Source organism: Microbispora sp. H10885, from assembly GCF_014161415.1.
In the GTDB taxonomy this organism is placed as follows: domain Bacteria; phylum Actinomycetota; class Actinomycetes; order Streptosporangiales; family Streptosporangiaceae; genus Microbispora; species Microbispora triticiradicis.
Window position 1 is genome coordinate 553,535 of the sequence record NZ_JABBWY010000002.1, and the last position, 19,183, is coordinate 572,717.

Genomic DNA, 19,183 nt, shown 5'->3' on the forward strand with positions numbered 1-19,183 from the left:
CCGTACGGCGAGGCGGTCAGGCCCCCGGGGCGGCCTGCGCCGCCCGCAGGTGGTCGAGCACGAGCCGGGCGGCCGTCCGGGCGCCGGCGACGCAGGCCGGGATGCCGACGCCCTCGTACGCGGCGCCGCACACGGCCAGGCCGGGCTGCCCGGCGATCGCGGCCCGCACCCGGGCCACCCGGTCGAGGTGGCCGACCTCGTACTGCGGGAGCGCGCCGCCCCAGCGGGTCACCCGGGTGTCGAGCGGCAGCCCGCGGACGCCCATCACCTCGGTCATCTCGTCCGTCGCCAGGGCCGTCAGCTCGGCGTCGTCGCGCTGGAGCACCGCCTCCTCCCCCAGCCGGCCGAGCGAACACCGGACGATCAGCACGTCCCGGCCGGCCTCGGCGAGGTGGGGCCACTTGACGCTGCTGAACGTCGCGGCCTTGACCGGCCGGCCCTCCACCGGCGGGACCAGGTAGCCGCTGCCGGTCGGCGGCTCGGGGAAGGCCGCCAGGGGGTAGGCGAGGGTGACGATCGCCATTCCGGCGTACTCGATCGCGGCGAGTTCCGCCGCCGCCCCGGGCACCTCGCGCCGCAGCAGCCGGGAGGCGGGCCGCGCCGGGACCGCCAGGACGACCGCGTCGGCGTCGATGATCTCCTCGTCGCGGGTGGGGCCGGTGACCAGCCGCCAGCCGTCCGGCGTGCGGAGGAGGTCGCGCACGGTGACGCCGGTCCGGACCTGCGCGCCGGACTCCTTGGCCACGGCGGCCGGCAACGCGCCCATGCCGCTCCTGAGGGTCGTGAAGACCGGCCCGGCGTCCGCCGGGGCCTCGGCGGCCATGCTCCTCGCGGCCTGCAGCAGGGACCGCTCGGTGCGGGCGGCGGCGGCGACGCGCGGCATGGTCGCGTCGAGCGACAGCGACTCGGCCCGCCCGGCGTAGACGCCGCCCAGCAGCGGCTCCACCAGCCGCTCGACGACCTCGCTCCCCATCCGGGCGCGCACGTAGGCCGCGACGGAGACGTCGCCGGTCACGAGCGTGGGCGGCAGGAACTGGTCGAGCGGCACCCGGGCGAGCCCGGCGGGCGACAGGATGCCCGAGCGGGCGAGCGCGACCACGTCCGCGGGCACGCCCATGACCTGCTGCCTGGGCAGCGGGCGCAGGGACCCCCGCGACAGGACCGCCGCCCGGGTCGTGCCCGGGTCGGCCAGGTCGTCGCCGAGACCGGCGAGCCGGGCCAGTTCCGTGCCCTCGGGCCGCCGCGCCAGCATCGACTCGGCGCCCGCGTCGACCTCCACCCCCGCGACGGGCGAGGAGTACAGCTTGCCGCCGATCCTCGGCGCGGCTTCCAGCACGGTGACCCGCAGCCCCGCCTCGGCCCGGCTCAGGTGCAGCGCCGCGGCCAGTCCCGCGATGCCGGCGCCCACGACGACCACATGACTACCCGCTGTCCTGCCCATCGTCCTGCCCATGGAGGCAAAGCTACCGGCCCGTACACGCGGTGGCCGTATCGGCATGGCCGCCACCTGGGCAAGATTCATAGAAACTTTTCACATACCAGGCTAAAAGTAAGACAGTCCTGTAATAAAGTTGAGGAGGCCAGAGCAGAAGTAGAGTCAGTTACCTCATGCAACCGATTTCCCCGATCCCGAAGTTCTCCCGACCCCGAAGAGCGGCGTGAAGCGAATGACGGTTCGCCCCGAGAATCCGCACCAGGCCCGGCTCCTGCGCCTCCTGCGTCAGGACGGCGCGCGCTCACGCGCCGAGCTCGGGGAGGTGGTCCGTCTGTCCGCGTCCAAGCTCGCCCTCGAACTCGACCGGCTCGCGCAGCTGGGCCTGGTGGAGTCCGGAGGCCTCGCGGCGTCCCGGGGCGGACGGCGCTCGGGCATCGTGCGCCTCTCCTCCGATCTGCGCTTCGTCGGCGTCGACATCGGCGCCACCTCCATCGACGTGGGCGTGACCAACGGCGAGCTGGAGGTGCTCGGCCACCTGTCGAAGCCGGCCGACGTGCGGGAGGGCCCCGAGGCGGTCCTCGACCAGACGATGGAGCTCGTCGGCAAGCTGCTCACCGGTGAGACGGCCGAGACGCACGGCGTGATCCACGGCATCGGCCTCGGCGTCCCCGGCCCGGTGAGCTTCCGTGACAGGACGCCGGTCTCGCCCCCGATCATGCCCGGCTGGGACCGCTTCCCCGTACGGGAGTCGCTGACCCGGGAGTTCGGCTGCCCGGTGCTGGTGGACAACGACGTGAACATCATGGCGCTCGGCGAGCTGCACGCCGGGCTCGCGAGGTCCGTCGACGACTTCCTGCTCGTCAAGATCGGTACGGGCATCGGCTGCGGCATCGTGGTCGACGGCGGGATCTACCGCGGGGTGACCGGCAGCGCGGGCGACATCGGCCACATCCGGGTGGACGAGGACGGCCCCCTCTGCACGTGCGGCAACACGGGCTGTCTTGAGGCGTACTTCGGCGGCGCGGCGCTGGCCCGCGACGCCCTGGCCGCCGCCCGCTCCGGCGGCTCCGCCTTCCTCGCCGAGCGGCTCGCGCACGAGGGCGTGCTCACCGCCGAGGACGTGGGCGCGGCGGCGGCCTCGGGCGACGCCGCCGCCGTGCGGATGGTCCGCGAGGGCGGCCGGCACGTGGGGCTCGTGCTCGCCTCGCTGGTGAGCTTCTTCAACCCCGGCCTGGTGATCATCGGGGGCGGGGTGGCGGGTCTCGGCCACGCGTTGCTCGCGGAGGTCCGCAGCGTCGTCTACCAGCGCTCCCTGCCGCTGGCGACCGGCAACCTGCCCATCGTCTTGTCGGAGCTCGGCGGGACCGCCGGAATCGTCGGGGCGGCCCGCCTGATCAGCGACCACCTGTTCTCGGCGGAGTGAGCCTTCCCCGAAGGCGAAGGCCGCCGCCCCGGTCGCGGGACGGCGGCCTTGTCTCAGGTGTCTCTCAGCCCTTGAGCAGCTGCGTCAGCAGGCCCTTGAACTCCGTCGCGGCGTAGGACTCGCCCTCGAAGGGGCCCAGCAGCACCGGACCGTCCGCCGCCGTGTCGGGCAGCCGGCCGTGGCTGCCCCGCACCGGCGCCGGGTCGAGGGGCACCACCGACATCATGTAGCGGAAGCCCAGCTTCTTGCGGGCCAGCGCCGCGCCGGCGCGGAGCTTCACGAACGGGTCGTCCGGGTCCATGAACAGCTCGGCCGGGTCGTATCCGGGCTTGCGGTGGATCTCCACGAGCTTCGCGAAGTCGGGCGCGCGATCGTCGGACAGCCAGTAGTAGTACGTGAACCAGGCGTCCGGGTCGGCCACGGCGACGAGATCGCCGGCCCGGTCGTGGTCGAGGCCGTACCTCGCCTTGCCCTCCTGGCCGAGGACCTCGTCCACGCCGGGCAGCTCGGCCACGATGTCGCGGACGCGGGGCAGGTCGGCGGGGTCGCGCACGTAGAGGTGGGCGATCTGGTGGTCGGACACGGCGAAGGCCCGGGACGCCCAGGGGTCCAGGTACTCCATCCCGGCCTGGGTGTAGACCTCCAGCAGCCCGGCCCGGCGCAGCGCGCGGTTCACGTCCACCGGCCGGGACGCGTTGGTGATCCCGTACTCCGACACCACGACGAAGGTGGCGTCCTCCCGCAGCAGGGGCGCGAGGGCGGCGTCGACCTCACGGGCCGCCGCGACGGCCTGCGGCGCGTCCGGGCCGAACCGCTGCAGGTCGTAGTCGAGGTGCGGCACGTAGACCATCAGCAGGTCCGGCCGTTCCCGGGTGAGGATGCGGCGCGCGGCCGCGATGATCCACTTGGAGGAGGCGATGTTGGCGTTCGCCCCCCAGTAGGAGAAGAGCGGGAACTCCCCGAGCTCGGCCACGAGGTCGTCGTGCAGCGACGGAGGACGGGTGTAGCAGTCCTGGTCCTTCTTGCCGTCCGCGTAGTAGACGGGCCGGGGGGTGACGATGAAGTCGCTGGAGCCGCCCATCGCGTACCACCAGCAGACGTTGGCCGTGCGCATCCCCGGCACCGCGTCCCACAGCTGCTCGCTCTGGATCAGCCGGTTGTGCTGCCGCCACAGGAAGACCTCGCCGAGGTCGCGGAAGTACCAGCCGTTGGCGACGATGCCGTGGTCGCGCGGCATGGCCCCGGTCAGCAGGGTGGCCTGCATCGTGCAGGTCACCGCGGGCAGCACGGGCTTCAGGGTGGCCGCGGCCCCCACCTTGGCGACGTTCGGCATGTGCGCGAGCAGGCGCGGGGTCAGGCCGACGACGTTGACGACGACGACGGGCGCCATCAGATCTCCTTAAGTCCGAGGGCGGCGAGCCGCCGCCGGGTCCAGTCCAGTTCCGCGGCGATGCCCTCGGCGATGTCCACCGGGCCGGGCAGCACGCTCCAGGTGTAGGTCTCCACCTCGAGGTGCCGGGTGAGGGGGGCGGCGAGGTCCCCGTGGGGGGAGGCGGGGGTCACCAGCAGCCGCAGCAGGTCCTCCAGATAGGAGGAGGTGGTGGTGAGCGGCGGCGGGGGCGCGGCGTGCAGGGGCATGTGGAAGTGCGTGCGCCACGGCAGGTCCGTGGGCAGCGCCCCGGCCAGCGCCTCGGGCAGGTCGTCGGTGTAGCCCGCCGCGCACCGCGTCTGGTGGAGGTACCGCTCCTCCACGTACGCCGCCAGCGCGTGCTGGCCGCCCGGTGGCGCCTCCACCGCCGACGACACCTGGAGCTTGACGATCGGCAGCCCCAGGGCCGCCGCGTCGGCGGCCTCCTCCAGGCCGACGGCGAGATGGCAGGCGTCCAGGCAGACGCCGAGGTGGTCGCGGTCGGCCCCGCCGAGCAGCGCCACCGCCTGCGGGGTGGTCTCCACGACGCAGCCCGGCTCGGGCTCGAAGCCGACCCGGATCGTCTTGCCGGTGCGCTCCGCCAGCGCCCGCAGGCCCCGGGCGAGCACCGCCAAGCTGGCGTTGACGGCCGCGGCCTTGGCCGGCGTCCAGCCGGTGCGCCAGGCGAGGGGCAGCGTCGAGATCGAGCCCTCGGTCACGTCGTCCGGCAGCAGCGCGGTGAGGATCTCGGCCAGGTCGAGGGTGTAGGCGAGCCGTTCCGGCTCGGCCCAGTCGGGCCGGTAGACCCGCAGCTTCACGACCTCGTCGTGGAAGCCTCCGTACGGGAAGCCGTTGAGGGTGACGACCTCGAGCCCCTGCTCGTCCAGCCGGGCGCGCAGCCGGGCCAGCTCGGCGGGGTCGTCGCGCAGCGCCCGGGCGGCGCGGCGCGACAGCCACAGACCGAGCCCGAGCCGCCCGGCGCCGGTCAGCGAGCGCACCCGCGCGGCGACTCCGGTGAGCTGCTCGTGGATTCCCGCGAGGTCCTCCGCGGGGTGGACGTTCGTGCAGTAGGCCAGGTGGACGACGGGACCGGCGGGATGACGCAGGCGCATGGTCAGCGCGTCCCGCGCAGGATCGTGTTGCCCTCGTAGTCGCCGCCGGACTCGACGTCGTCGAGGACCAGGCGCCCGCTCTGGCCGTAGAAGGCCACCGGGTTGCGCCACAGCACCTGGTCCACGTCGTCGTCGGTGAACCCGGCGGCCAGCATGGCCTCGCCGACCTCGCGGGTCTTCAGCACGTCGCTGCGTCCCCAGTCGGCGGCGGAGTTCACGATCATCCGCTCGGTGCCGTACTCCTTGAGGATCGCGACCATGCGGTCCGGGTCCATCTTGGTGTCGGGGTAGATCGAGAAGCCCATCCAGCAGCCGGCCTCGTGGACCATGCCGACGGTCAGCTCGTTGAGGTGGTCGACGAGCACCTTCCCCGGGTCGACCCCCTTGACCACGTCGAGCGTGCGGCGGGTCCCCGCGGCCTTGTCGCGGTGCGGCGTGTGCACGAGCACCGGAAGGCCGTGCTCCTCGGCCAGCGCGAGCTGGGCCTCGAAGACGCGCTCCTCCTCCTGCGTCATGGAGTCGTACCCCGTCTCGCCCACCGCGACCACCGAGTCCTTCAGCAGGTAGCGGGGCAGCTCCTCGAGCACGCCCAGGCACCGCGGGTCGTTGGCCTCCTTGGGGTTGAGCGCGAGCGTGCAGTAATGGCGGATGCCGTACTGCGCGGCCCGGTAGGGCTCCCAGCCCAGCAGCGCGTCGAAGTAGTCGAGGAAGCTCCCGACGTTGGTGCGCGGCTGGCCGAGCCAGAAGGCCGGCTCCACGATGGCCCGGACCCCGGCGGCGTACATGCGCTCGTAGTCGTCGGTGGTGCGGGACGTCATGTGGACGTGGGGATCGAAGATCCGCATGGGAATCAGAGCCTCTCGAGAACGTCGGGGGGAACGGGACGTCCGGCCGCGCGGCGCTCGGCGGCGAAGTCCGCGAGCATGCGCCGCAGCTCCTCGTCGAAGCGCCGGTCGAGGCCCTCGACCGAGGCTAGCGGAACGGACATGAAGACGCATTTGAGCACGCCCTGCCGGAAGGCGTGGTCGTCGAGCCAGGCCGAGCCGTACGGGCCGAGCGCGGCGGCGACCAGCCGGGTGTCGTTGGTGCGCAGGGCGTCGTGCACGAGCGGCAGGGCGGCCGGGCCGAGGTCGAGGTCCGGGAGCGCCCGCAGGATGTCCAGCCGCTCGGAGGCGTCACCCTGCCAGTAGAGCCTCGTGACGGCCTCGGCCGGCTCCGGCCCGGCCTTCGCGAGCGCTCTCAGCAGCTCCACGCGGGCGCCGGGGCCGCCGTCGCGCGCGGCCCTCGGGAACAGCGCGTGGACGGTCTCCGGGTCGCGCTCAACGTCGGCTACGGCCCGCGCCAGCCAGGTCATGTGCCCTCCTCAGGAATTCGATCGACCTTCTCGCCACGTCGGGAGCCGCGTGGCTGTGCCGGGCGAGCTCGACGGCCACGAGGCCGCCGAAGCCGTCGAGGGCGGCGAGCGCGGGCGGGAAGTCGATCTCGCCCTCACCGAACTCGAGGTGTTCGTGCACGCCCCGCCGCATGTCCTCGATCTGCACGTGGACCAGATAGGGCTTCGCCCGCTCGACGCACTCGGGCACGTCGTACGGCTCCAGGCAGCGGCAGTGCCCGATGTCGAGGGTGAGGCCGAAGCGGGGGTGCCCGCCGAGCAGGCCGCGCAGCCGCTCGTACCCGGCGAGGTCCTGCACGAGCATCCCCGGCTCCGGCTCGAACCCGAGCGTGACGCCCACCCGCTCCGCCTCGGAGAGCAGGCGCTCGCAGTGCCGGGCGAGCCGGTCCCACGCCTCCGCCTCGGGCACCTCCGGCGGCCGGATGCCGCTCCAGAAGTGCACCACCGGAGCGCCGAGGTCGGCCGCGATCCGCATGGCGCGGCGGATCAGGTCCGCCCGCGCCTCCCCCTCGGCGTGCAGCAGCGTCGGGAAGTGCTTGCGCCGGGAGTCGAGCGTGTACCTGCCGCCGGTCTCGACGGCCAGGGCGAGGCCGAGCCGCCGCGCCAGCCCCGCGATCCGGTCCACCTCGGCGGGCGGCGCGTCGGGGGTGAGGTGACCGTGGTCGAGGGTGATCGCCGCACCGGTGTAGCCGAGGCCGGCGAGGACGCGCAGCGCCTCGTCGAGCGGGTGGTCGCGGAAGCCGTTGGTGCAGTACGCCCAATTCAAGAGCGCGCTCACGAGGTCGCCACCTTCGCCGACAGCCACCGGCCGGCGGGCAGCGCGGCGAGCAGCGCCGCCGCCTGGGCGAGCCTGCCCCGCCCGGCGACGGCCGCCGCCTGCAGCGGGATCAGGCCGAGGATGCTCATCCGCACGGCCTGCCGTACGTGCTGGGGGTCGGGGTCGGTGCACAGCGCCACCTGGGCGCGCCCGGCCGTGGCGAGATACCCGGCGATCAGCCCGGCTGCGCCGAGGCGTTCCACGGTTCCGCCGCTGCGGCAGGCGACGGCGGCCAGCGCGGCGGTCGCGCCGGTGGCGGCCATCGCGCCGACGATCGTCGAAGGCTCGGCGCCGTCGACCTCGGCGGTGCCCAGCAGGGTGATCCCGTACGTGTGCGCGCCGACGGCCAGGGCCATGGGGGCCGCGGCCCGGGTGGCGGGGCCCGCGCCGAGCAGGACGTCGAACACGCGGCAGGCCGCCATGGCGGCCGGGCCCGCCGGAGTGTGCTTGAGCTTGATGTCGTAGGCCCACACGGAACCCGCGAGCAGGCCCGCGAGCGCCAGCCCGCGCCGTCCGCCGAAGATCCCGGCGGCGGCCACCCCGGCGCCGGTCAGCGCGACGGCGACCCCGAGCGCCCCCGCCGGGCTGATCCGCCCGGAGGGGATGGGCCGCTCGGGCCGCTCGACCGCGTCGAGCTCGCGGTCGGACCAGTCGTTGAGCGCCATTCCGGCCCAGTAGAGCAGCACCGACGCCGCGGCGAGGCCGGGCCGGGCGGCCCGCCCGGCCGCGGCCGCCCCCGCGAGCGTGTCACCGGGGACGGACAGCGCGGCGGGCGCGCGGACCAGCTCCAGCCAGGCCCTCACGGCCGGTCGCCCGTCGGTGCCTCGTCCGTCAGTGCCTCGACCCTCAGTGCCTCGACCGCCGGGGTCTCACCCGCGAGCGACCGGGCGAACTCCACCAGCCGGGCGTACTGGGCGGGCAGGTCGTGCCCGGCGCCGCCCAGCGGGTCCTTGAAGAAGTAGCCGAGCTCGGGCAGCACGCCGCTGTGCCCGGCCTCCTGCGCCCGCGCGACGAGGCGGACGAGGTCGAGGACGAGCGGGGCGGCCAGCGTCGAGTCGCACCCCTGCCAGGTGAACTGCATGGTCATCCGGACGCCGAGGAACCCCTCGAACGTGATGTGGTCCCAGGCCGTCTTCCACTCCCCCAGGTCGGCGACGTAGTCGATGTGCGTCAGGCCCTCGACCTCCTCGCCCACGATCGCGGGGACGGCGCGCGCCTTGCTCGCCGACTTGCTCGCCCGGGCGGCGGGGTCGGCCAGCGTGGCGCCGTCGCCGCCGCCGAGCAGGTTGAGCCCCGACCACGACCGGACCCGCAGCGCGCGGCCGGCGAACATCGGCGCGAGCGCGCTCTTGATCAGCGTCTCCCCGGTCTTGCCGTCGCGTCCCGCGTACGGAGCGCCGTTGCGCCGCGCCAGCTCGTCCAGGGCGGGCGGCGTCGGTCCGGCGGAGGGCGTGAACGCCACGTAGCCGCTGCCGGTCAGGAAGGCCGCGTAGGCGTAGAGGGAGCTGGGCGGCAGCGCGTCCGCCCCGGACGCCAGCGCCTCCTCCAGGTCGGCGAGCCGGGCGTACGGCACCTCGGCCGGCGGCTCGGTCGAGGACACGTCCACCACGACCACGCGGGAGAGGCCGTGCCGCTCACGGAAGTCCGCGATGTCGCCGGCGAGCCGGCGCGCGGCCTCCGCCTGGGTCTCCACGCCGGGGACGTAGCCGTGCCGGATCTCGGCCTCGGCGGCGTCGATGTCCGCCGAGAGGAGAGTCGTCAGGGCGGGAGGAAGCACGCCCGCCTGGGCGAGCAGTTCGGCCCTCTTGCGCAGCGGCGTACCGACCACGTCGTGGCCGCCGAACACCAGGTCGGCCAGGGGCGGGAAGTCGCCGGGGAAGCCGGCGGCCTCGATGACGCAACCCGTGGGCAGGGCGGCTCCCGCCCGTACCGCCGCCGCTCCGACCACTGCCGTGGTCGCGACGGACCCCCGGGCGCCGACCAGCCAGACACCGATGGGCACTGTAACTCTCCCGTCAACTCGGGTATGAAGGATGACCCCGGAACATTCGGATACTAAGTGGGACCTTTTGCCACGCACAAGCAAAAGTTTCCGGCTTGCTACACAAAGTTCATCTACCTGCGATGAAGCGGTGAGCTCAAGATCGTCCACCACCCCTTCCGCCCCTCACTTCCCACGCGAAATCCCTGGTCGCCCAACCCCCTTGCGAGGAACTTTGTCCTCTGACGGTAGAAAGTTCAAAAGATCATGACGAAACTTCTTCCACGCTCGGTGAAAGAGGCGTAACTTGCTCGTCAAGTGCTCCGCACACACCTGACCCCCGAGGACCACCCGAGGACCCAGGTGCTTCCACGCAGATGGAGTTAGTAAGACAGATGAGTGCGTACGAAGAAGAGATGGAGACGGCCGGAAACCTCGGACGCAAGCTGGGGCTCAACCGACGCCAGTTCCTCGCGGCCACGACCGGCATGGCGGCCGTCGCCGCGGTCACCGCGGCCGGCCCGATGAAGTCGGTCGCCCGCGCCGCCAACGGCATCCTGGTCCCGCCGCCGCGGCGCGGCATCATCCTCTACACGGTCCGGGACGCGATCAGCCGCGACCCGCTGTCGAGCAACCTCCCGTCCGGCTTCCGGGCCGTTCTGCAGGAGCTCGGCCGGATCGGCTACGCGCAGGTGGAGTTCGCCGGCTACGCCCAGCACCGCAACGCCGAGGGCGGCGCCAGCCTGGAGAGCGTCGAGGGCGCCCGCCTGCTGCGCGGCTGGCTGGACGACAGCGGCCTGGTCGCCCAGGGCAACCACGGCTTCATCCCCGGCTCCTGGCCGCTGAACCAGGCCGACCTCGACCGCTTCAAGCTCCACCTGGAGATCGCCAACATCCTCGGCATGAAGCACGTCGGCACCGGCAACGACCCGACGAGCAGCGCCTACAAGGCCGACTGGGACGTGGCCGCCGAGAAGTGGAACGCTCTCGGCCAGATCGCCACCGAGGCGGGCCTCAAGCTGTACACCCACAACCACGACGTGGCCTACAGCTTCCTGCTCGACAGCGGACCGCTCGACGCGCAGGGCCGGCCCACCCGCTCCTCCGGCATCCGCCGCCTGGAGTACTTCCTCCAGAACACCGACCCGAAGCACGTGTGGCTGGAGATGGACATCTTCTGGGCCTACGTGGCGCAGTACAAGCACAAGGCCTACACCGCGCCCGACGGCTCGGCGCAGACGCAGATCTTCAACCCGCTCGGCGTCGTGCAGGGCCAGACCATGCGGTTCCCGCTGTTCCACGCCAAGGACGGCAAGATCAACACCGGTACCGCCAACGGCTACGACATGGTTCCGTTCGGCACCGGCGACATCGACTACAAGTCCTTCTTCTCCGAGATGGGCGCCAAGGGCTACCACAACCCGATGTACGAGCAGGACAACGCGCCCGGCGGCACCGCCAACCCGGGTCAGTCGCTGCAGTACGCCGCGCTCAGCTACAACAACATCTCCAAGCTTCGCGGCTGACGATCTTCATCAGCCGCCGAGAATCGGCGGACCGCCACGTGTTCCATTGCAGCGGCACTCGTGGCGGCCCGCCGTTGCCTTGCCACCCCCCAGGAAGAGAAGAGGCGCAGCAGACTTGAAGCGTACTCGCATCGTGCTCGGCGGTCTCGCCGCGGCACTGACACTCCCGTTCGCGGCGTTCACCGCCGCACCCGCACAGGCGGCCGACGAACCGGCCCTGAACTGGCAGAACTACGAGAAGGTCACTCTCACCAAGGACGTCGGCGAGCCGATCGACATGGCGGTCATGCCGGACGGCCGCGTCCTGCACACCGCGCGCAACGGCGACCTCAGGCTGACCGACCCCGCCAGCGGCGTGACGAAGATCATCAACAAGTTCGACGTCTACAACAACTCCGAGGACGGCCTGCAGACCATCGGCCTGGACCCGGACTTCGCGAACAACAAGTGGGTCTACGTCTACTACGCGCCGAGGAAGATGACCGGGCCGTACCCGGCGGAGACCCCGGCCGGATCGGCGCCCAACTCCCTGCCCGCCGGCGCCGACGTGTCCTACTGGGACCAGTGGAAGGGCTACAACCAGGTCTCCCGGTTCAAGTGGGACGGCGACAAGCTCGACCTGTCCACCGAGCAGGTCATCATCAAGGTCGAGACCAACCGCGGGCAGTGCTGCCACGTCGCCGGCGACTTCGACTGGGACGACGACGGCAACCTCTACCTGGCCACCGGTGACAACACCCCGGCCAGCACCCCCGGCGCCAACGGCATGGCGCCCAACAACGACGCCCCCGGCATGAACCCGGGCTTCGACGACCGCCGCGGCGCGGGCAGCACCAACGACCTGCGCGGCAAGATCCTGCGGATCAAGGTGGGGGCGGACGGCTCCTACACGGTCCCCGACGGCAACCTCTTCCCGAAGGGCACGGCCAAGACCCGGCCCGAGATCTTCGTGATGGGCGTGCGGAACCCGTTCCGCATCGACGTCGACTCGAAGACCGGGACGCTCTCCTGGGGCGACTACGGGCCGGACGCCGGCGCCGCCGACCCCCAGCGCGGCCCGATGGGTCTCGTCGAGTGGAACGTCACCCCGCTGAACAAGCCGATGAACGGCGGCTGGCCGTACTGCACCGGCGACAACTTCAACTACAACCACTGGGACTACGCGAATTCCAAGCCGCGTGAGTTCTTCGACTGCGCGGGCGGCGCGACCAACGACTCCGTCTGGAACACCGGCCTGGAGAAGCTGCCCCCGGCGACCCCGGCCGACCTGTACTACGGCGACCGCGCGAGCGACCAGCCGGCGGAGTGGTCCGGGCTCACCGAGTTCGACCCGGTGCAGAACGGCCAGGCCCCCATGGGCGGCCCGGTCTACCACTTCGACGCGGACAACAAGTCGGCGACGAAGTTCCCCGCTTACTGGGACAACAAGTTCTTCTTCGGCGAGTTCTCGCAGGACTACCTGGCGGCGTTCACGGTCTCGGGCTCCGACGGGCCGGTCACCAAGATCGAGCAGGTCCTGCCCAACGCCGAGCTGACCAAGATGGCGATGCCCATCACGGACAACCCGATGGACCTCGAGTTCGGTCCCGACGGGGCGCTGTACGTGCTGGAGTACGGCGACGGCTTCTTCCGCGCCAACCCCGACTCGGGTCTCTACCGCATCGACTACTCGCCCGGCAACAAGGCCCCGCAGGCGAAGATCACCACGGATAAGACGTCGGGCAGCAACGCGCCGCTCACCGTCGAGTTCAGCGGCGCCAAGTCCTCCGACTCCGAGGCCGGCGACCTGACCTACGAGTGGGACTTCGACGGCGACGGCACGTTCGACGCGAAGGGCGTGACGGCGACCCACACCTACGACAAGCTCGGGCAGTACACCGCCCGGCTGCGGGTCACCGACGCGGGCGGCCGGTTCGGTCTCGCCACCCTCGAGATCACCGTCGGCAACACCGCACCCAAGGTCTCCATCGAGACCCCCGGTGACGGCGGCTTCATCGACTGGGGCAACGCGGTTCCGTTCAAGGTCAAGGTGACCGACCAGGAGGACGGCGACAACCCGACCTGCAGCCGGGTCGCGTGGACCTTCGGCCTCGGCCACGACACGCACGCCCACCCGATCACGACCGGCACGGGCTGCACCATCACCTGGGCGACCCCCGCGGACGCTCCCGAGCACGGCGTGACCGAGAACATCTTCGGCGTGGTCGTGGTCAGCTACCGCGACAACGGCGCCAACGGCATCCCCGGCGCCTCCAGCGACACGACCCTGATCCTCAACCCCAAGCTCATGCAGGCCGAGCACGGGGACGACAGCAAGGGCGTCACCAAGACCCCGGACTCGACGGCGTCCGGCCTCAACAAGGTCACCTCGCTCGACGCGGGCGACTACATCGGCTACGACCCGGTGAACTTCGCCGGCATCACCTCGGTGAAGACCCAGGCGACCGGCGCGGGCACCCTGTCCCTGCGCTGGAACTCGCCGACCGCGGAGCCCTTCGCGACCGTCGCGATCCCGGCCGGGGCCGGCTGGCAGACGGTGACCACCGACCTGAAGAACGCCCCCACGGGCAGCGGCAGGCTCTACGTCACCTCCACCGGCGGCGTGGACGTGGACGCGTTCACCTTCGTGGGCGACGGCGTCGCCGACAAGACCCCGCCGACCGTGACCGCCACCCTCAACCCGGCCCAGCCGACCGGTGAGAACGGCTGGTACAAGGGCAACGTGACGCTGACGGTCACCGCGACCGACAACGGCACGGTCGCGAGCCGGCAGTACTCGGTCAACGGCGGCACCACCTGGCTGAACGCCAACAACGCGGTGACGCTGAGCACCGAGGGCACCACCGAGGTCCGCTACCGCGCGACCGACAGCGGCGGCAACGTCTCGCAGATCGGCACCGTCACGGTGAAGATCGACAAGACCGCCCCCGCCGTGGACGTGAGCGGCGTCGAGAGCAAGGCGTACGGCGACTCGGCCTCGATCACGCCGGTCTTCTCGGCCACCGACGCGGCCTCCGGCGTGGCGAGCGTCACCGCCAAGATCGGCGACCGTACGGTCGAGTCCGGGGCGGCGATCCCGCTGTGGACGCTGCCGCTCGGCGACAACACGCTGACCGTCACCGCCCGCGACAAGGCCGGCTTCACCACCGAGAAGACCGTCACCTTCCAGGTCACCACCTCGTTCGCCGACGTGCGCGCGCTGCTGGAGACCTTCAAGGCGGCGGGCAAGGTCAAGAGTGAGTCCCTGCTCAAGGAACTCGACAAGGCCGAGGAGCAGGTGGTCGGCAAGGGCCGCAACCACAAGGCCGTCGGCAGGCTGGAGAAGTTCATCGAGTTCGCCGGAGAGAGCAAGAAGGTGACCGACCCGGCCGTCAGCGACGTCCTCGTCCGGGACGCCGCGGACCTGATCAGGCAGCTCGGCTAGTACTCGGCGAGTACTCGGCCGGCACGACCCCCGTGGGCTCCGGCCCGGCCCGGCCGGGGCCCACGGGTCTTCACCCCCCAGCGGCGAGACGCCGGCGATGACCAGAGGCATTGTGATGCCATCGTGATCGCCGGCGTCGAACTGTCCGTGCGGGTGAACCGATGTACCTGACATGAGTCGAATCCGGTACGGTGCGGCGGCCCTGGCGGCCGTCGCCTTTCTGTTGACGGGGTGTGGGGGCGGCGACGACTCGTCGAGCGGCCAGGCGGCGAGCGACGCCGCCGCGCCCGTGCCCGCCATGCAGGAGCAGGCTCCCGGAGAGGGGTCGGCGGGGGGCTCGGCGGCCGGCTCCGCGGGGGGCTCGGCACAGGACTCGAAGGCCGCGTCCGGCGGCGGGAGCGGGAAGCAGGACGACGTCAAGCTCGGCCAGGCCGACCGCGCCATCGTCTACACGTCGGAGCTCATCGTCGAGGCCAAGGACGTCACGGCGGCGGCCGACCGCGCCAAGGAGGTCGTGAGCGGCGCGGGCGGGTACGTCGCCCAGGAACGCAGCGACTTCTACGCGGGCGACGAGCACTCCCCGGGCGGCGGTCAGTGGGTGATCGTGTTCAAGGTGCCCCCGGACCGCTACTCCGGCGTGCTGGCCCAGCTCGGACGCGACCTCGGCGTCCGCAAGTCGATGCGGCAGAACACCGAGGACGTCACCGAGGAGGTCGCCGACGTCGCCAGCCGGGTGAAGTCGGCCGAGGCCGCGCTCAGCCAGTTCCGCACGCTGCTGTCGAAGGCCGAGAAGATCGGCGAGATCATGGAGATCGAACGGGAGATCTCCAGCCGCGAGGCCGAACTGGAGTCGCTGCAGGCCAGGCAGAAGGCCCTGGAGGGGCAGACCGGCATGGGCACGCTGACGCTCACCCTGTTCCCGCAGCCGGGCGCCTCCCCCTCCCCGCAGCCGAAGAAGACCGAGGACGCGCCCGGCTTCCTCGCCGGGCTGCGGGCCGGGTGGGACGCCCTGTCCTCGGCGACCGGGGTGACGCTGACCGTGGTGGGCGTGCTGCTGCCCTGGCTCGCCGTGGGCGCGGTGCTGTGGCTGGCCGGACGGGAGATCGTGCGCCGGGTCCGCCGGCGCAGGCCCGCCGCGCCTCCCGCACCCCCCGCGTCTCCCGGCCCCGCCGCGCCGCGTCCGCCGGCCCGGACACCCGCGTACACCCCCGGACCCGGGCAGGCACCCGGCGACGAGCCCGAGTAGGACCCGGAGCGGTGGTCAGCGGGCCGACGCCTCGTGGACGAGGTCGGTGAGCCGGGCGAGCTGGTCGGGATCGGTCGAGGGAAGCACGCCGTGGCCGAGGTTGAACACGTGCCCCTCGGCCACCCGGCCGCGTTCGAGCACGTCCCTGGCCCGCCTCTCGACGACCTCCCAGGGCGCCAGCAGGATCGCCGGGTCGAGGTTGCCCTGCAGCGCCTTGCCCGCGCCCACCCGGAGCGCGGCCTCGTCGAGCGGCACCCGCCAGTCGACGCCCACCACGTCGGCGCCGGCCTCACCCATCACGCCGAGCAGCTCGCCGGTGCCGACGCCGAAGTGGATGCGCGGCACCCCGAGGTCCGCGAGCCCGGCGAAGATCTGGCTGGTGTGCGGCAGCACGTACGTCCGGTAGTCCTGCGGCGCGACCGCGCCCACCCACGAGTCGAAGAGCTGGACGGCCGACGCCCCGGCCAGCGCCTGCACGCGCAGGAAGGCGAGCGTGATCGCGCCGAGCCGCTCCATCAGGGAGTGCCACAGCTCGGGCTCGCCGTACATCATGGCCTTGGTGCGGTCGTGGTTCTTGGACGGGCCGCCCTCGATGAGGTACGACGCGAGCGTGAACGGCCCTCCGGCGAAGCCGATCAGCGGGGTCCCGCCCAGCTCGCCGGTCAGCGCGCCGACGGCCTCCGTCACGTACGGCACGTCGTCCGGCTCCAGCGGCCGCAGGGTGTCGACGCCCGCCTTGTCGCGGATGGGGGTACCGACGACCGGGCCGACGCCCGGCTTGATGTCCAGGTCGACGCCGATCGCCTTGAGCGGGACCACGATGTCGCTGAAGAAGATCGCCGCGTCCGTGCCGTACCTGCGGACCGGCTGCATGGTGATCTCCACCACCAGGTCGGGCGTGGCGCAGGCGGTGAGCATCTCGACACCCGCGCGTACCCTCCGGTACTCGGGCAGTGAGCGCCCGGCCTGTCGCATGTACCAGACGGGGGTGTGCGGGACGGCCTCGCGCCGGCAGGCGCGGACGAAGACGGATTCGGCGAGCTGGGGTTTCACGGCACCAGCCTGCCATGCCCGGAGGTCGCCCCGTGCCCGGACCCACCACCTGGGGTTCCCGGAGGACGCGAAAAACTCCGCCGATCCCGTAAGGTGAACCCCATCCCCTCCTGTGAGTCGCCTCACCGCTCGGCAATGTGTTCGTCAATCGGGCATCCGGCATCGATTCCAATACCACTTTCGAGACACGCCGAGTGCGATGCGGGGAAATGTCGGCGGGACGTGCCAACGTCGGATCAGTCCCGAGCGACCGCCACGACCGTGGATCCGACGAGAGGCCCCGGAGCGATGACTTCGATGTGGAGTTCCCCCGAACACCGCACTGATCACGGTGCCGAGCGCCCTGCCTGCCGCCGGGGAGGCGGGCGTCCGAGTACTCGAGCGGCGGCGACGGCTTGACGACTTCTCATGTCCCCCACAGCCACCCCCCTGCTTCGCGCTCTCCCGAATCCGACCTACGCTTCCGTCATGACCCTCGGTGAGCCGCCGGCGCCTCCCGCCGCCTTCCGGCGCGCGCTGGAGACGCTGCGCCCCACCGGGGTCCGGCCGGAGATCGAGCTGGAGGACATCCCGGCGCCCCAGCGGCTCGCGCCGTACTCCGGGGCCGTCGGGGCCTCCGTCTACCGCGACGACGACGAACTCGCCGTCGGCCGCCTGATCCTGCTCTTCGACCCCGACGGCCAGCGCGGCTGGGAGGGGCAGTTCCGCCTGGTCGCCTACGTACGCGCCGACGTGGAGCCGGAGATGACCACGGATCCGCTGCTCGGGCCGGTGGCCTGGAGCTGGCTCACCGAGGCGCTCGACGCGCACGGCGCGCGCTACGCGGCGGTCGGCGGCACGGTCACCCGGGCGGTCTCGGAGGGGTTCGGCAGCAAGGCCGACGACCCCGTCACCACCGAGATCGAGCTGCGGGCCTCATGGTCGCCGCTCGACGAGGACATGTCGCCCCACGCCGCCGCCTGGTGCGATCTGATGTGCCTGGCGGCGGGCATCCCCCCGTTGCCCCCCGACGTCGCGACGCTGCACCCGCGTCCCGCCCGCAGAGATGACCCGAAGGTCCCGTAGCCAGTGTCAGAACCCGTGATCCAGCCGCTGTTGGAGCCGCGCGAGGGAATCCCGCCCGTCATCGAGGACCCCGCCGCGCTGAGGGCCGCCGTGGAGGCCTTCGCGCGTGGCACGGGGCCCGTGGCCGTCGACGCCGAGCGCGCCTCCGGCTACCGCTACAGCGGCCGCGCCTACCTGGTGCAGCTGCGCCGGGCCGGCGCGGGCTCCGCGCTGATCGACCCCGTCGCCTGCCCCGACCTGTCCGCGCTGGACGAGGCGCTGCGGGAGGCCGAGATCGTCCTGCACGCCGCGAACCAGGACCTGCCCTGCCTGGCGGAGCTGGGCTTCCGGCCGCGGCGGCTGTTCGACACCGAGCTGGCCGGGCGGCTGCTCGGCTACGAGCGGGTGGGCCTCGGCACCATGGTCGAACTGGTCCTCGGGCTGCGGCTGGAGAAGGGGCACTCGGCAGCGGACTGGTCGACCCGCCCGCTGCCGGAGGACTGGCTGCGGTACGCCGCGCTCGACGTGGAGGTGCTGGTCGAGCTGCGCGACTTCCTGCACGACGAGCTGACCGCCACGGGCAAGCTGGAGTGGGCGCTGGAGGAGTTCGGCGCGATCCTGGCCGCCCCCGCCCATCCGCCGCGCACCGACCCGTGGCGGCGCACCTCCGGCATCCACCGGGTCCGCTCGCTGCGCGGGCTCGCCGTGGTGCGGGAGCTGTGGACGCTGCGCGACGAGATCGCGCGGGAGGCCGACCTCGCGCCGGGCCGCGTGCTGCCCGACTCCGCGATCGTGCAGGCTGCGCTCGACCAGCCGCGGACGACCAAGGCGCTCACCGAGATCACGCCCTTCGTCGGCCGCAGCGCCCGGCGCCACCTGAACGACTGGCTCGCGGCGGTGAACCGGGCCCGCACGATGCCCGAACCTGCGCTGCCGCAGCCCGTGGGGCCCGGGGACGGCCCTCCCCCGGCTAACCGCTGGGCCGACCGCGACCCGGCCGCGGCCAAGCGGCTCGCGGCGGCGCGGGCCGTCGTCGCCGCGCTGGCCGACGAGCACCGCATGCCGACCGAGAACCTGCTCCAGCCCGACGCCGTACGCCGCCTCACGTGGGAGCCGCCCGCCCCGGTCACGGAGGAGTCGGTGTCCGCGCGGCTGCGCGCGCTGGGCGCCCGGGAGTGGCAGATCGGCCTGACCGTCCACCCGCTGACCAAGGCGCTCGAACGGCTGGAGATCAAGGGAGAGGTCTGACCCGGGACGCCGGCGACCGGCGCGTGCCCTGGGAATGAAGCATTTCGGCCCGGCGCGGCAAGTACTGGTGACC

Annotated in this window: 15 protein-coding genes; 6 read left to right on the forward strand and 9 right to left on the reverse strand. The window is 72.4% G+C overall.

From position 1 onward, the window contains the following. Nucleotides 1-16: 16 nt before the first annotated feature. Nucleotides 17-1,453 carry a protoporphyrinogen oxidase gene (gene hemG, locus HHX37_RS07465; protein WP_259406260.1) on the reverse strand — a complete coding sequence of 479 codons (1,437 nt, stop codon included), beginning with the start codon at nt 1,451-1,453 and terminating at the stop codon, nt 17-19. Nucleotides 1,454-1,667: 214 nt separating this feature from the next. On the opposite strand from hemG, the gene HHX37_RS07470 reads away from it, so the two are divergent. Next, nucleotides 1,668-2,858, forward strand: a complete 1,191-nt coding sequence (locus HHX37_RS07470; protein ID WP_182880059.1) for an ROK family transcriptional regulator — start codon at nt 1,668-1,670, stop codon at nt 2,856-2,858. Between the two features lie 64 nt (nt 2,859-2,922). Here the strand turns inward: HHX37_RS07470 and HHX37_RS07475 are convergent, their stop codons facing one another. Genes HHX37_RS07475 through HHX37_RS07505 form a run of 7 tightly spaced genes read right to left on the reverse strand, consistent with a single transcriptional unit; the run spans nt 2,923 to nt 9,590 of the window. Beyond that, nucleotides 2,923-4,248 (reverse strand): alkaline phosphatase family protein, encoded by a 1,326-nt coding sequence (locus HHX37_RS07475; RefSeq protein ID WP_111699528.1) that lies wholly within the window; start codon nt 4,246-4,248, stop codon nt 2,923-2,925. Then, nucleotides 4,248-5,378, reverse strand: coding sequence for a metabolite traffic protein EboE (gene eboE, locus HHX37_RS07480; RefSeq protein ID WP_111699527.1), 1,131 nt, complete (start codon nt 5,376-5,378; stop codon nt 4,248-4,250). The genes HHX37_RS07475 and eboE overlap by 1 nt, the downstream gene beginning before the upstream one ends. Nucleotides 5,379-5,380: 2 nt before the next feature. Continuing rightward, a complete protein-coding gene (locus HHX37_RS07485; RefSeq protein ID WP_182884922.1) occupies nt 5,381-6,223 on the reverse strand; it encodes a TatD family hydrolase in 843 nt (280 codons plus the stop codon). Nucleotides 6,224-6,228: 5 nt separating this feature from the next. Beyond that, nucleotides 6,229-6,732: an EboA domain-containing protein gene (locus HHX37_RS07490; protein WP_111699525.1), complete on the reverse strand. Its 504-nt coding sequence runs from the start codon at nt 6,730-6,732 to the stop codon at nt 6,229-6,231. Beyond that, nucleotides 6,698-7,549, reverse strand: a complete 852-nt coding sequence (locus HHX37_RS07495) for a sugar phosphate isomerase/epimerase family protein (protein WP_182880057.1) — start codon at nt 7,547-7,549, stop codon at nt 6,698-6,700. The genes HHX37_RS07490 and HHX37_RS07495 overlap by 35 nt, the downstream gene beginning before the upstream one ends. Next, on the reverse strand, nt 7,546-8,391 hold the full coding sequence (locus HHX37_RS07500; protein WP_182884923.1) for an SCO3242 family prenyltransferase: 846 nt from the start codon (nt 8,389-8,391) through the stop codon (nt 7,546-7,548). The genes HHX37_RS07495 and HHX37_RS07500 overlap by 4 nt, the downstream gene beginning before the upstream one ends. Beyond that, the gene (locus HHX37_RS07505) at nt 8,388-9,590 is read right to left on the reverse strand and encodes an inositol-3-phosphate synthase (protein WP_182884924.1); all 1,203 of its coding nucleotides are present in this window, start codon (nt 9,588-9,590) and stop codon (nt 8,388-8,390) included. Before HHX37_RS07505 ends, HHX37_RS07500 begins: the two co-directional genes overlap by 4 nt. 374 nt (nt 9,591-9,964) lie before the next feature. Here HHX37_RS07505 and HHX37_RS07510 point away from each other — a divergent pair, with 374 nt between their 5' ends. From HHX37_RS07510 to HHX37_RS07520, 3 genes are all read left to right on the forward strand, one after another. Continuing rightward, a complete protein-coding gene (locus tag HHX37_RS07510; RefSeq protein ID WP_182880054.1) occupies nt 9,965-11,095 on the forward strand; it encodes a sugar phosphate isomerase/epimerase family protein in 1,131 nt (376 codons plus the stop codon). A 115-nt stretch (nt 11,096-11,210) separates the two neighbouring features. Then, nucleotides 11,211-14,519 carry a PQQ-dependent sugar dehydrogenase gene (locus tag HHX37_RS07515; protein ID WP_220502651.1) on the forward strand — a complete coding sequence of 1,103 codons (3,309 nt, stop codon included), beginning with the start codon at nt 11,211-11,213 and terminating at the stop codon, nt 14,517-14,519. A gap of 172 nt (nt 14,520-14,691) precedes the next feature. Then, nucleotides 14,692-15,765: a DUF4349 domain-containing protein gene (locus HHX37_RS07520; RefSeq protein ID WP_182884925.1), complete on the forward strand. Its 1,074-nt coding sequence runs from the start codon at nt 14,692-14,694 to the stop codon at nt 15,763-15,765. A 15-nt stretch (nt 15,766-15,780) separates the two neighbouring features. Here the strand turns inward: HHX37_RS07520 and hemE are convergent, their stop codons facing one another. Continuing rightward, nucleotides 15,781-16,818 (reverse strand): uroporphyrinogen decarboxylase, encoded by a 1,038-nt coding sequence (hemE, locus tag HHX37_RS07525; RefSeq protein ID WP_182880052.1) that lies wholly within the window; start codon nt 16,816-16,818, stop codon nt 15,781-15,783. Between the two features lie 468 nt (nt 16,819-17,286). On the opposite strand from hemE, the gene HHX37_RS07530 reads away from it, so the two are divergent. Continuing rightward, nucleotides 17,287-17,883 carry a DUF3000 domain-containing protein gene (locus HHX37_RS07530; RefSeq protein ID WP_111697961.1) on the forward strand — a complete coding sequence of 199 codons (597 nt, stop codon included), beginning with the start codon at nt 17,287-17,289 and terminating at the stop codon, nt 17,881-17,883. Between the two features lie 3 nt (nt 17,884-17,886). Next, nucleotides 17,887-19,110, forward strand: a complete 1,224-nt coding sequence (locus HHX37_RS07535; RefSeq protein WP_182880051.1) for an HRDC domain-containing protein — start codon at nt 17,887-17,889, stop codon at nt 19,108-19,110. The last annotated feature ends 73 nt before the right edge of the window (nt 19,111-19,183 follow it).

Coding starts and splice junctions, on each gene's coding strand:
- hemG (WP_259406260.1), bottom strand. CDS start 1,453: ATGGGCAGGACGATGGGCAGGACAGCGGGTAGTCATGTGGTCGTCGTG.
- HHX37_RS07470 (WP_182880059.1), top strand. CDS start 1,668: ATGACGGTTCGCCCCGAGAATCCGCACCAGGCCCGGCTCCTGCGCCTC.
- HHX37_RS07475 (WP_111699528.1), bottom strand. CDS start 4,248: ATGGCGCCCGTCGTCGTCGTCAACGTCGTCGGCCTGACCCCGCGCCTG.
- eboE (WP_111699527.1), bottom strand. CDS start 5,378: ATGCGCCTGCGTCATCCCGCCGGTCCCGTCGTCCACCTGGCCTACTGC.
- HHX37_RS07485 (WP_182884922.1), bottom strand. CDS start 6,223: ATGCGGATCTTCGATCCCCACGTCCACATGACGTCCCGCACCACCGAC.
- HHX37_RS07490 (WP_111699525.1), bottom strand. CDS start 6,732: ATGACCTGGCTGGCGCGGGCCGTAGCCGACGTTGAGCGCGACCCGGAG.
- HHX37_RS07510 (WP_182880054.1), top strand. CDS start 9,965: ATGAGTGCGTACGAAGAAGAGATGGAGACGGCCGGAAACCTCGGACGC.
- HHX37_RS07520 (WP_182884925.1), top strand. CDS start 14,692: ATGAGTCGAATCCGGTACGGTGCGGCGGCCCTGGCGGCCGTCGCCTTT.
- HHX37_RS07530 (WP_111697961.1), top strand. CDS start 17,287: ATGACCCTCGGTGAGCCGCCGGCGCCTCCCGCCGCCTTCCGGCGCGCG.